General features: G+C 38.8%; 9 protein-coding genes. 4 read left to right on the top strand and 5 right to left on the bottom strand.

Annotated features, from left to right (window positions below; translation table 11 throughout):
- The 3 genes from ASU03_RS10855 to ASU03_RS10850 form a co-directional block, all read right to left on the bottom strand.
- Window positions 1-471, bottom strand: coding sequence for a hypothetical protein (locus tag ASU03_RS10855; RefSeq protein WP_057831837.1), 471 nt, complete (start codon window positions 469-471; stop codon window positions 1-3).
- 406 nt (window positions 472-877) lie between these two features.
- On the bottom strand, window positions 878-1000 hold the full coding sequence (locus ASU03_RS21775) for a hypothetical protein (protein WP_269433012.1): 123 nt from the start codon (window positions 998-1000) through the stop codon (window positions 878-880).
- A 613-nt stretch (window positions 1001-1613) separates the two neighbouring features.
- Window positions 1614-3050, bottom strand: coding sequence for a sigma-54-dependent transcriptional regulator (locus ASU03_RS10850; RefSeq protein ID WP_057831836.1), 1437 nt, complete (start codon window positions 3048-3050; stop codon window positions 1614-1616).
- A 177-nt stretch (window positions 3051-3227) separates the two neighbouring features.
- On the opposite strand from ASU03_RS10850, the gene ASU03_RS10845 reads away from it, so the two are divergent.
- From ASU03_RS10845 to ASU03_RS10830, 4 genes are all read left to right on the top strand, one after another.
- Window positions 3228-4514 (top strand): HD domain-containing phosphohydrolase, encoded by a 1287-nt coding sequence (locus tag ASU03_RS10845; protein WP_057831835.1) that lies wholly within the window; start codon window positions 3228-3230, stop codon window positions 4512-4514.
- A gap of 261 nt (window positions 4515-4775) precedes the next feature.
- The gene (gene glnS, locus ASU03_RS10840; RefSeq protein WP_057831834.1) at window positions 4776-6446 is read left to right on the top strand and encodes a glutamine--tRNA ligase; all 1671 of its coding nucleotides are present in this window, start codon (window positions 4776-4778) and stop codon (window positions 6444-6446) included.
- Between the two features lie 187 nt (window positions 6447-6633).
- Window positions 6634-8781, top strand: coding sequence for a transporter substrate-binding domain-containing protein (locus tag ASU03_RS10835; protein ID WP_057831833.1), 2148 nt, complete (start codon window positions 6634-6636; stop codon window positions 8779-8781).
- A 44-nt stretch (window positions 8782-8825) separates the two neighbouring features.
- Complete coding sequence (locus tag ASU03_RS10830) at window positions 8826-9662, top strand: hypothetical protein (RefSeq protein WP_057832247.1); 837 nt, start codon at window positions 8826-8828, stop codon at window positions 9660-9662.
- Between the two features lie 162 nt (window positions 9663-9824).
- Here the strand turns inward: ASU03_RS10830 and ilvN are convergent, their stop codons facing one another.
- Window positions 9825-10322 (bottom strand): acetolactate synthase small subunit, encoded by a 498-nt coding sequence (gene ilvN, locus ASU03_RS10825; RefSeq protein ID WP_057831832.1) that lies wholly within the window; start codon window positions 10320-10322, stop codon window positions 9825-9827.
- Between the two features lie 483 nt (window positions 10323-10805).
- The gene (locus ASU03_RS10820) at window positions 10806-12533 is read right to left on the bottom strand and encodes an acetolactate synthase 3 large subunit (RefSeq protein WP_057831831.1); all 1728 of its coding nucleotides are present in this window, start codon (window positions 12531-12533) and stop codon (window positions 10806-10808) included.
- Between the last annotated feature and the right edge of the window lie 236 nt (window positions 12534-12769).

Raw genomic sequence — 12769 nt, 5'->3', positions numbered from 1 at the left:
TTAGGCACCAATACTTAAATGAATAGTGTCAGTTGATAGGTCAGGGGCAAAGATGATAGTTACCCCTTTATTCAAGCGTTCAACGTATTGACGAAGTATTGTCGCGCGTTTCATCGCAAGGCTTAATTGTTGTAGTTGACTTTCTCCTTTAGCGGGGGCGATATTAATGATGATAGGGTGTTTGTTTTGTACTAGTATTTTGGCCAGTTTGATTCTATTGCGGTAGTTTAATTCTTTATCATGCAATTCATAAGTGAAAGTATAGGTGGTGGTATGAGTGTGCTGGGCCATTTTTTGCGCTGCTCGTAAGGTTTGAATACTCATTAAAACTTTCGTGTTAACCACTTGGCTATTTTCTCGGTTTTCCTCGCGCTCAATTAAGGCTAATGAATCACTGATGAACGTTGAAGTACAGCCAGTACAGGTGAGTAAGCTAAGCGAAAAAATGTAGTTTAAGAAAGATTTATTCATGTGCTATCACCTTATATATGCAACCATACCTTCAGATATACAAGTTACGAGCCATGTTTTAAGTGGTTGTTAATTATTGTTTTTGTTGGGTGCATTGTTTTTTTGTCGTGATTACTGAATCGTTTTTGCGTTTTGCTTTTTAAAATGCAATTAGGCTCGGTAAATACCTTAGTGGCAATAAAGTAAATCCTTTGCAAGTGCGACTAATTTCCCAGTTATTGCCTGATGCAGCGATATGCCAATAGGTATTTATGGCTTGGGCGCCATTTTCAATGGGCTAAATCTGGGTGATTAACGATTGCTCGGTCACGCTTAAAGACAAAGTAAATTGTTGCTGTTGTCTGGTGAGGAGTGCTCTTAACTTACAACTAAGGTGCCCCATTCGTAGCCCCAGCCGTAAATGTAATTATCGTGAAAGTTTAAAGCCAATGGCGTTTATTTTATCCGTGGTACCTAAATCATCGGATAGCAGTGAGTAATTGCCTGTTACTAGGTTTACCCCATAAAGTGTCGCAACTTGCTGTTGCATTAAAAACGCTTTAGAAGGACAACTTTCAAAAGGAGCGGGTTTAATGATAAGTGAAATATCATTAAACCAGCGAAAGATAAAATTCGAATTTTTTCAGATACATCATGAAAAACTCCCTCGACCCTGTTTATGAACAATTAAGCAAGGGGTGATCCATTTGTTGTTTTATTTTCAAATTTTAAACTATATCTTAGGGGAAAGCCCCGTCTTTAACTGTTTTAGTCAGCTAGATTTTTTGTTCTAAGCGCTCAGCCAGCGTTAAAATCACTAGTGTATTTAGTTTATTGCAATAAAGGATTATTTTGCAAAATAGTTCCTTATTTGCCATGTACAAAATACCAATAAATCGTAACCAATTGATTTATTGGTATTATAATTTTGGCATGTAGTTTGCTTTTTAAACAGTAAGGCTGTTGGTTATGGCGGCGTTAGTTATGAGAATAACCAGAGAGGACCTTGTCAACGCCGCCATCATAGAGTGTCAGCTCCATTGTACGTTAGTGTTAACCAACAGCCTTACTTAATGCAAGTGAGCAAAGCCAGCTATTTGTCTCGGTTTCATCATCGCTTGGCAAAGAGGCTTGAACGTTGATTTTATTGGCAGAGTCATTATTTACCAGTTAAGCTTTTTCCTATAAATAGTTGAAGGGCTGACTTCTAATAAGGCCGCAGCTTTGGGGATATTGCCCTGGCAATGCAATATAGCCGCTTCGATAGCTTGTTTTTCAACTTGCCAAAGTGGCTGAATAGCGGTGTTTTGGCTTACTTGTGGCCTAGCCGCACTGTAGGAATTTTTTATATTTTCAATGGCAGAAGTCGGTTGAATGGCACTATAGCTCCTTACCGTCGTTGATAACGACTTAATGATCATTTCGGAGGTTATTTGCTCACCACTGTTGAGGATGACCATGCCATGAATTACATTTTCTAATTGACGTATATTTCCCGGCCAGTCATAAGAGCAGATAATTTGAATAGCATTACGAGAGAATTTTTTAAAATGCTTATATTCTGCTTTGTTGTATTTTTTTAAAAAAAAGCTGGCAATATGGACAAGGTCACCGCCTCGTTCTCTTAACGGAGGTAAAGCCATGGTAATAACGTTTAAGCGATAATATAAATCCTCTCTAAAATCGCCATTTATTACCGATTGTCCAATAGAGTTCGAGGAGGCAGATATAATTTGCGCATGAAATTTTATTACTTCATTTGTGCCTAGCGGGGAAAACTCTCTTTCTTGCACAACTCGTAACAGTTTTGCTTGCAGCGGCTTTGATAAGGTGGTTATCTCATCTAAAAACAAGCTGCCTTGCTTGGCGGCAGAAAATAAGCCTTCTTGATTCGATATTGCGCCGGTAAAGGCGCCTTTAGTATGACCAAAAAGTTGCGACTCCATTAAGTTTTCACTGAAATTTGCGCAGTTCACCGCAATAAACGGTTGATCTTTATGATAACTCTCATTATGACAAGCTTTAGCAACTAACTCCTTACCCGTACCGGTTTCACCGGTAATAAAAATGGGCGCATTAGTACTTGAAGCATGTCTAATACTGTCAAATAGTTCATGCATGCTTTCATCTTCTGCAACCATGCCGTGAAAGTTAATTAAGCCAGTCACGGGTCTATTTCCGTCATTAGTAGCAGTCACACTAATATTTTTTTTTCTACTAAGGGCTTTATCGACGACAAACTTTAGTTCTTTATTTACCCAAGGTTTGCAAATGTACTTTTCGACCACGCCAGAGCTAAAAGCAGCGGAAATAAGGTCAAAGTCTTGATAGGCAGATAAAATAATACGCTGGGAGTTAGGCCAGCGTTTTTTAATATGCTCTAATAGTTCGCAACCATTCATTTCCGGCATATGTTGATCTGAAATAATGACATCAGGCTGATTTACTTGGCAATACTCTAGTGCGGCAAGTGGTGAGTTAAAGTCAATGATAGTAGCCTGAACACTGTGTAAAGCTCTTTTTAATGCTTGTAATATATTGATGTCATCATCAACAAGCAATAAAGTTGGTAGCGGGGAAGTGTTATTGTCATTTTCCATAATAAATGCCCGATTAAAAAAGTTTATCTTTTAATCATAGAAGATATTTGCAATATCATAGGTGTTATTTGCAATTTGCATCTTTTTTTAAAATGCTTAAACTATAGTTATAATTTTAAGGCCATGATAAAGACGGTAGCGCTTTTAATACCGTACTTAGCTGTTAGGGAAGAATAAATGGAAAAACCTTCATTACTGATACTTGATGATGAAAAGGAAGTGCTTAACGCGTTAAACCGTGTGTTACGTAAACATTTTCAATTGTATTTGTTTTCAGATGCGAATGAAGCTGTTGGCTTTTACCGAGATAATCCTAATATTCCGCTCATACTTACCGATATGCGAATGCCGATTATGGACGGTGCCACATTTTTAGGGAAAATCATTGATATAAACCCTCACTGTAAGCGATTTTTACTCACCGGACATGCCGATATTAATTTAACGGTAACCGCCGTTAATGAAGGAAAAATATGCCATTATTTTTCAAAGCCATGGAACAATGAAGAATTGATCAGTGAGCTGACAAGTGCTTATGAACTGTACTTAAATGAAAGGAAAACTAAGCAGTTATTAACAATAAATTTGGCTAAAAATGCCGAGTTGTCGCTTATTAATAGCTCTCTGGAATTAGAAACCAATAAAAGCAAAAAAAAATTACTGCTTGTTTCCGCGCGAGAAGCTAATGGTTTTGTTCGGCTTAAAAAAACTTTTTCGACCTTTATTGATATTTATGCTGAAACCATTTGTTTGCATACTCAAGATGTTACTCGCCATAATTTTCGTGTTGCCGCCCATGCTAGGTTAATCGCAGAAAGTCAATCTTGCGATAAACTCACCACGTTTCAAATTTATATTGCTGGCTTGTTGTATGAAACGGGAAAATTAGCACTCGAGCAAAGTTTGCTGAAAAAGCCTATTGATACTATGTCGCAACATGAAAAAAATCTCTACAGTGGCTTTTATCAAAAAAGTTATGACTTACTCAATAAGGTTGATGAGCTTTCGTTTGTTGCCGACATCATAAAACACATTCCGGAAAACTTTAATGGCAGCACTGCACCTGAACATTTAGCGGCTGACGAAATTCCGTTAGGCTCGCGTATTATTGCTATCGTTTCAATGTACGATAATTTAGTCAATGGTCGTCAATCACCGGCCAAAATGACAACAGTACAGGCTAAACATCGTGTTAAAGAATTAGCGGAAACTATGTTTGACCCAAGGTTGCTTGACCATTACTTGACCCTTTTAGATGAACAGCCAAATTCAACGGAAGGGCAAGTAGAGTATTTATTAAATAGTAGCGATTTACGTGTCGGCATGGTGTTAACCCAGGATATTGTTAATACCGATAAAAATCCTATGTTGACTAAAGGCACAAAAATAGAGCAATACCATATTGATAAGCTACTTGCCATTGAAAAAGAGCAAGTAGAAAGTTTTTTGATTTATGCACATTAATATAGCCACTAACCTTGCTCAGAATAGCATGGTTTGCGGCTATATTTAGGGCGTTTTTACCTAGTTAATAGGCACCTAGTACCACAGAATATCAGCAGGTGAATATTACCGCCCCTAGGCAATATACTCTTATCTAACGCTATTCTCCCTAGTAAACACTTGCTATAATGCGGCTATCTTGGTGCGCAAAATGCACTTTATATAGTAAATAGATGAGTAAATTTGTCTGTTTGCTATTCGTTTTTTCAGAGGTTTATTTTCATGTCGGATGCCGAAAACCGCCCAACAAACTTTATTCGTAATATCATTGATGCTGATTTGGCTAGCGGTAAACACACCAGTGTGCAAACACGCTTTCCACCAGAGCCAAATGGCTTTTTACATATTGGCCATGCAAAAGCTATTTGTTTGAGTTTTGGTATCGCCCAAGATTATAACGGAAAATGTAATTTGCGTTTTGATGATACCAACCCTGAAAAAGAAGATATTGATTATGTGCATGCCATTCAAAAAGATGTTCTGTGGTTAGGATTTGAGTGGGCCGGAGAGGTTCGCTATTCCTCTAATTATTTTGAGCAGTTACATGGTTTTGCCGTTGAGCTTATTGAAAAAGGCTTAGCGTATGTGTGTTTCTTAACTGCGGATGAAACCCGTGAATATCGCGGCACTTTAACTAAGCCGGGTAAAAATAGTCCTTACCGTGAAACGTCTATCGCAGAGAATTTAGCCTTATTTGCCAAAATGAAAAATGGCGAAGTCAAAGAAGGTGAATGTGCACTACGTGCTAAAATCGATATGAGCTCAAGCTTTATCTGTTTACGTGACCCTATTATTTATCGAGTACGTTTTGCTCATCATCATCAAACGGGAGATAAGTGGTGCATTTACCCTATGTACGATTTCACTCATTGTTTATCTGATGCTTTAGAAGGCATTACCCATTCTATTTGTACCTTAGAGTTTCAAGATAACCGCCGTTTATATGATTGGGTTATTGAAAACGTCTCCGTACCGTCTACACCACATCAATACGAATTTTCTCGCTTAAACCTTGAATATACTTTGATGAGCAAACGTAAGCTAAATACCTTGGTCGAAGAAAACTTGGTTGAAGGCTGGGATGATCCTCGCATGCCAACGATTGCAGGCTTTCGACGTCGTGGTTATACCGCAGCTTCAATTCGTGAGTTTACTAAGCGAATTGGTGTGACTAAAATGGAAAACACCATTGAAATGAGTGTTTTAGAAGCTTGTATTCGTGAAGATTTAAATGATAATGCCTCACGTGCTATGGCTGTTTTAGATCCAATTAAATTAGTGATTGAGAACTACCCAGAAGATAAAAATGAAGATCTTGTTGTTAAGAATCACCCCAGTGATGAAGCGCAGGGCACACGAATAGTACCTTTTAGTAAAGAACTTTACATAGAAGCGGAAGACTTTAGAGAAGAAGCCAATAAGAAATATAAACGTTTAGTCATTGATAAAGCGGTGCGTTTACGTGGCGCCTATGTAGTCACAGCAACACGCTGTGATAAAGATGAGCAAGGTAATGTTACTACCGTTTACTGTACTTACAATGAAGATACTTTAGGTAAAAACCCAACGGATGGTACTAAACCTAAAGGGGTCATTCACTGGGTTGATGCGGCTAAGTCTCTTGATGCTACGGTGCGTTTATACGATAGATTATTTACCGTGGCAAACCCAGCCGCAGAAGATGACTTTCATGCGGTAATTAACCCTGATTCTCTAATCGAGATTACCGGGGTAAAAGTTGAGCCTTCATTAGCGGATGCCAAAGCTGAAATTGCTGTTCAGTTTGAGCGTCAGGGGTATTTTTGTTTAGATAATGATATTAAAGAGCCAGGGGCGCTAATTTTTAACCGTACGGTTGGTCTGCGAGATACCTGGGCTAAAATCAGTAAATAGCCTGAAAGTATTGTTAAAAGCATAAGCCAAAGTACGGTAAAGCAATTGCGCGCATTGAGTGTTATTGAGCTGAGTTCTTTTTACCTAAAGCCAGTAGTAAGTTATTTAAACTTACTACTGGCTTTTTTTTTGTTAAAGCTGTTAACCTTATATAAATAATTATACTCCATTAATTAGGGCTTATTTAATGAATAACCAGTTAGCTGCAACAGTATTTTTAGGCGTTTTTTTGCTACTTACCTTAGCCGGCTGTCAAGAGCCGCCCTCAGCAGCCGCAGATGCTAAAACAGCGCTAAATAGCCAAGATAGCCCGAATGCTAGCAAAGACGAGTTAAACTTACTGGCTCAAAAAGTCGCAAAAAAAAGTATAACCGCTAGGTCCTGGTCCAAAATCAAAGCCTCAGGTTACATTAATGCGGTAAAACTTGATTGGCAGTTAGAATCGGCATTACCTCGCGCAGGCTCGACCAGTGCCTATCATTCTATCTTATTGCAGCGTTTTGCCGATGAGCGCGGCTTAAAGATTAACTGGCTACGAGTGAGTAACTTAGCCGCTATGTTTAGCAAACTAGCCACTTTTGACGTTGACATTATTCCTCGGCATTTAACCATAACCGCGGCACGTTTAGAAAAATTTAGTTTTTCCTATCCCTTGTTACGTGATAGAGAAGTGGTGATCGCTAAAGCGGGTAACGATAGCTTTAATAGCAAAGACGATATTACTATTACTCTACCTATCGGCTCAGCTTATATCGACAGTGTCAGTAAACAGTTCCCCCATTGGCACATTAATATTGTTGAGGAGAAAGTCAGCTCACAAGAAATGGCTGACACTATTGTCGATGGAGCAATGAAATATACCCTGATTGATGGTTTTGCTTTAGAAACATTGCAGCAATATCGTGATGATATTCAAAGTGTCTTTATCCTACCGAAAGCAATCACTCTCGCTTGGGCGGTTAATTTAGATAATGATAGTTTTTTACATGAATTAAATGACTTCATCTCGGTTCATCATGTTATGCAGGTAGTTGAGCCAGAACGTAAAATTGACTTTGATCAGTTAAAAAAAGACAAGCTTACTTTACGGGTTATCACACGAAATAGTCCGGAAACATATTTTTTATGGCGTGGCGAATTACTCGGTTTTGAATATGAATTGATGCGTAAATTTGCTGATATCAACAAGGTGAAATTGGTTATTGTTGTGGCCGATACTTATGAAGAAATGCTGACATTATTAGCCGAGGGTAAAGGCGATATCATTGCCGCCGGTCTGTCTCGAACACAAGCTCGAACAAAAAAAATAGCTCAAGCCGGCTTAGCCATTAGTATTCGTTATAACCGGGTAAAAGAACAATTAGTGGCTCATCAAGATAGTTTAGCTATCAATGAGCTAGCTGATCTTAACGGTCGCACTATCACCATAAGGAAAAGCAGTAGTTTTTGGACAACGGCGCAAAGGTTAGCGCAAGACTTTGGCGCTAACATTGTTATCGCCAACGAAAATATCGCCACAGAGATATTAATCAGTCAGGTGGCCGATAAAGAAATTGATTTAACCATAGCCGATAGTAATTTAATCGCTATTGAGAGCAGCTTTCGAACAGAAATTATTACTCCGTTAACGTTTAAAGAAGATGTGCCTTATGCTTATTTGGTTAGGAAAAACAATCCGCAATTACTTGCCAATTTAAATGAGTTTGTTAGAAAACACTACCGCGGTACTTTTTACAATGTCGTCAAAAACAAATATTTCCACAATAAAAAATCACAAAAAAGTCATAAAAAACACCGTTTAGTCTCAGGTTCAACCTTGTCGCCCTATGATGATATTGTCCGCTCTTATGTCAAACCCTATAACTTCGATTGGCGTCTGATTGTTTCACAAATGTATCAAGAAAGCCGCTTTGATCCACTCGCCAGTAATGCCACTGGTGCTTTTGGTTTAATGCAAATGTTGCCTCGCACTGCCGCAGAGCTCGGTGTGGCAGATTTAAAAGACCCAGAGCAAGCCATAGCGTCTGGTGTGCAATATTTAAACTGGACCCGTGACCGGTTTTCTAAGGACTTACCGGTACAAGAGCAAATATTTTTCTCCTTGGCATCCTATAATGCGGGTTATGGGCATGTAAAAGATGCACAGCGCTTGGCAAGACAGCTCGGTTTAAGAGGTGATCGGTGGTTTAACAATGTTGAAAAAGCCATGTTACTCCTGCAGCGCCGCGAGTATTATCAAAAGGCCAGATTTGGCTACGTTAGAGGCCGAGAGCCAGTAAATTACGTACGTGATATTCATCAACGTTATTTAAGCTACATTCGCATTACGGGTTAGCATTCTTACTGTATTAGGCACTACTTTTGCAAGCTTTATTACTTATGAAATACAGACTATTTACCTTTATCTTGCTATTTTTTAGCTCAACTCTCCCTGTTAATGCTAACGAACTAGAGCCGGTGCATTATGCCTATGCTAATTATTTGGGCAGTGGTATCTATCGAACCACAGGGCAGAATGCTAGCTTGATCAGTATGCCGTTTTCTTATGAGCTTGGGCATAATGGCAATATAAGCTATGGCTTACGCTTACCGGTTTCAATTGGTTTTTTTGACTTTGATTTTGACTTTTCCAATATACCTAACCTAGATTTACCCGATGAAGTCGGCACGATAACCTTTACTCCCGGCATTGCCTTTAACTATCAATACAGCCAGAATTGGCTGATAGAAAGCTATATTGATGTCGGTTATGGCCGAAACCTAACTACCAATAGAGGCGTTAATGTTCATTCTTCAGGTATTTCAGCGCTTTATAATTTTGAACTGAAAAACTATGACTCTATTTGGGCGAATAGAATTTACTATGCCAGTTATGACGGCAATGGTTATGATGCTCAAGATTCTTATGCCGCAGTACAAATGGGCATAGATATCGGTTTGCCGTTACAATATAAAGTATTTGGTTATCAATTTCAGCCAAGAGTTTTTGCTACGGCGTTTTGGTACTTTAGTGAAGTGGACTTTTTAATGCCGCGAACTCAAAGCTTTGATGAAGAAAAGAATGTCACTTTGACTAATAGTTTAGAGTTTGGTTTTACCTTGGCATTTGCCAATCCTCTCGGCTATTCTTGGGCGGGCATTGATAGACTCGGCTTGAGTTATCGTTACAGCAAAAACTTTAGTGCCTTGCGTCTGTTGTTTAGTTTTCCTATATAAAGTGCCGGCTTACGCCGGGGAAATGCAGCTAAATTCATAAAAAATCCATTGTCAATGAATGAGTAATGGATTTTACAAGATGTTAAGCATAGCTGAACGGCTCAGGTTCTTAATTGAGCAGCATTAGCCATAAAGGCTCTTTTAAGTGAGTAACTTTATCGGTTATATACGTAGTGCTTTATCACCACGTGCCATACCGACACAACCTGAACGAGCTGTTTCAATTATTTCCGTCTCATTTTTAAGGGCATCAATAAAGGCATTGAGCTTGTCAGCATTACCGGTAAGTTGTACGGTATAAACCTGCTTGCCAAGGTCAATAATATTGCCACGAAAGATATCCGTTATGCGTTTTACTTCAGTGCGAGTTTTATCATTCATGGCACCGACTTTTACTAGCAGTAATTCACGTTCAATATGTTTTCTGTCGGTAATGTCAGTGATTTTAATGACATCAATAAGCTTATTAACTTGTTTAACAATTTGCTCTAATACCTTGTCATCGCCCTTAGTGGCAATGGTCATACGGGATAAACTATTATCATCAGTTGGGGCAACCGTTAAGCTTTCAATATTAAAAGCACGTTGAGAGAATAAGCCAACGATACGTGATAATGAGCCAGGCTCGTTTTCCATCAAAATAGCTAAAATTCTACGCATTAAGATTTACTCCTTTATTTGCTGGCTTTTGATTGAACAAAAGGAAGTGGCTACAACTGTGGGATAGTAAACAAAGTTTGTTTTCCACTAACATAAGCAACATAGCTAAAATTCTAGGCATTAAGATTTACTCCTTTATTCGCTCGCTTTTGATTGAACAAAAGGACGTGGCTACAACTGTGGGATAGTAAACAAAGTTTGTTTTCCACTAACATAAGCAACATAGCTAAAATTCTAGGCATTAAGATTTACTCCTTTATTCGCTCGCTTTTGATTGAACAAAAGGACGTGGTTACAACTGAGGGATAGTGAACAAACTTTATTTTCCACTAACATAAGCAACATAGCTAAAATTCTAGGCATTAAGATTTACTCCTTTATTCGCTCGCTTTTGATTGAACAAAAGGACGTGGTTACAACTGAGGGATAGTGAACAAACTTTATTTTCCACTAACATAAGCAACATAGCTAAAACTCTATGCATTATGCTTTTACTCCTTTTTTAAGCCACATTTCATCAATAGCACCCGTGCGAATTTGCATAGGGTAAACATGCTCATTCTCATCAATCATGACATCGACAAAAACTAAGCGATTTTTAATACTAAAGGCTTGGCTTAGTTTTTCATCCAACTCATCTAAAGTATTTATTTTAATACCCACATGACCATAAGCCTCGGCAATTTTAACAAAGTCAGGTAGAGATTCCATATAAGAAGATGAGTGACGGCCGCCATAAACCATGTCTTGCCATTGACGTACCATACCGAGTGAGCGGTTATTTAAAGTTATAATGACCACGGATAAGTTATATTGTGAGCAGGTAGAAAGCTCTTGGATATTCATTTGAATAGAGCCATCACCGGTGATGCAAATAACATCTTTATCTGGAAAAGCGAGTTTTACTCCCATAGCCGCCGGCAAGCCAAAGCCCATTGTGCCTAAACCACCTGAATTGATCCATTGGCGAGGTTTGGCAAAGGGATAGTATTGCGCGGCAAACATTTGATGTTGGCCTACATCAGAGCATACATAAGCTTCGCCCTTGGTTATCTTATACATGGCTTCTATCACACGTTGTGGTTTTATTTTTTCACCGGCAATTTGCTCGTAACTATTACTTTTGACCGCACGCCATAAGTTAATTTGTTGCCACCATTGGTTTAATGCGCTTTCATCTGGGGTGAATTTAATTTCATTGAGTTCATCGAGCAGTTGCTGCATAACTATTTCCACTAAACCAACCACAGGGATATGGGCATTAATGGTTTTAGAGATAGACGTTGGATCAATATCTACATGAATGATGGTTGCGTTGGGGCAGAATTTTTCGACATTGTTAGTCACTCTATCATCAAAACGAGCACCTAGCGCTAAAATAACATCAGCATTTGCCATGGTTTTATTTGCTTCAAGACTGCCGTGTAGGCCCAGCATACCAACAAACTGTTTATGTGTACCTGATATACCACCCAGTCCCATTAAGGTATTTGTTATAGGAGCTTTAAGTGTTTCTACCAGCGTAGTTAGTAATTCGGAGGCATCAGCTATGATAATGCCGCCACCAGAATAGACCACCAATTTTTTTGCCTTAGCAATGGTTTGCGCCGCTTTTCTAATTTGCTTAGGATGGCCCTTAATATTTGGGTTATAAGAGCGCATTTTAATCTCAGTATTGATATTAAAAGGTGCCTTGTTTTGTGGGGTTAATATATCTTTAGGTAGCTCTATTACTACGGGCCCGGGTCTACCTGTGCTTGCGATATAGAAGGCCTTAGCGATAGCCTCAGGTATATCAGTTAGGCTTCGACAGTTAAAACTGTGTTTAATTATAGGGCGAGTACAGCCAACGATATCCGTTTCTTGAAAAGCATCATTACCTATCAGCGAAGTAGCAACTTGTCCAGCAAGAATAACCATAGGGATAGAGTCCATATAAGCCGTTGCTATGCCAGTAATACAGTTAGTTGCCCCTGGACCTGAAGTGGCTAACACCACACCGACTTCTCCCGTAGCTCTAGTATAGCCATCAGCCATATGAGTGGCCGCTTGTTCATGACGTACAAGAATATGTTCAATCTCATCTTGTTGAAATATAGCGTCATATATATCTAAAACGGAGCCGCCGGGGTAGCCAAAAATGTACTTAACTTTTAGTGCTGATAGTGATTTAACTACCATTTCTGCACCGGTAAAAAGCTCTGTTGTCATACCATCACCTTGATTGTTTTCATTTATCTGATTAAAAAGGAAGTTTATTGTTTAGGTTGAATAAAAAATATTGAGCAAATAAAAAACCCCCGGTCTTATAAAGAGCGAGGGTTTGTTAATATGCTTGCTTAATCGTTGTTGTTAAGCACAAGATATCCCCGCTAGTGATGAGAGCACCACTACGACTAAGAGGACGACATTGAGGACTGTTGTGTTAATAATCATACTAATTGAGC

It is taken from the genome of Colwellia sp. TT2012 (assembly GCF_001440345.1).
Taxonomy (GTDB): domain Bacteria; phylum Pseudomonadota; class Gammaproteobacteria; order Enterobacterales; family Alteromonadaceae; genus Colwellia.
Note: the sequence above shows the minus strand (reverse complement) of the source record. Positions and strands in the feature narration are given on the sequence as shown.

Excerpts from the sequence above, each read along its gene's own strand:
- ASU03_RS10855 (WP_057831837.1), bottom strand. The coding sequence starts at position 471 with ATGAATAAATCTTTCTTAAACTACATTTTTTCGCTTAGCTTACTCACC.
- ASU03_RS21775 (WP_269433012.1), bottom strand. The coding sequence starts at position 1,000 with ATGCAACAGCAAGTTGCGACACTTTATGGGGTAAACCTAGTAACAGGC.
- ASU03_RS10850 (WP_057831836.1), bottom strand. The coding sequence starts at position 3,050 with ATGGAAAATGACAATAACACTTCCCCGCTACCAACTTTATTGCTTGTT.
- ASU03_RS10845 (WP_057831835.1), top strand. The coding sequence starts at position 3,228 with ATGGAAAAACCTTCATTACTGATACTTGATGATGAAAAGGAAGTGCTT.
- glnS (WP_057831834.1), top strand. The coding sequence starts at position 4,776 with ATGTCGGATGCCGAAAACCGCCCAACAAACTTTATTCGTAATATCATT.
- ASU03_RS10835 (WP_057831833.1), top strand. The coding sequence starts at position 6,634 with ATGAATAACCAGTTAGCTGCAACAGTATTTTTAGGCGTTTTTTTGCTA.
- ASU03_RS10830 (WP_057832247.1), top strand. The coding sequence starts at position 8,826 with ATGAAATACAGACTATTTACCTTTATCTTGCTATTTTTTAGCTCAACT.
- ilvN (WP_057831832.1), bottom strand. The coding sequence starts at position 10,322 with ATGCGTAGAATTTTAGCTATTTTGATGGAAAACGAGCCTGGCTCATTA.
- ASU03_RS10820 (WP_057831831.1), bottom strand. The coding sequence starts at position 12,533 with ATGACAACAGAGCTTTTTACCGGTGCAGAAATGGTAGTTAAATCACTA.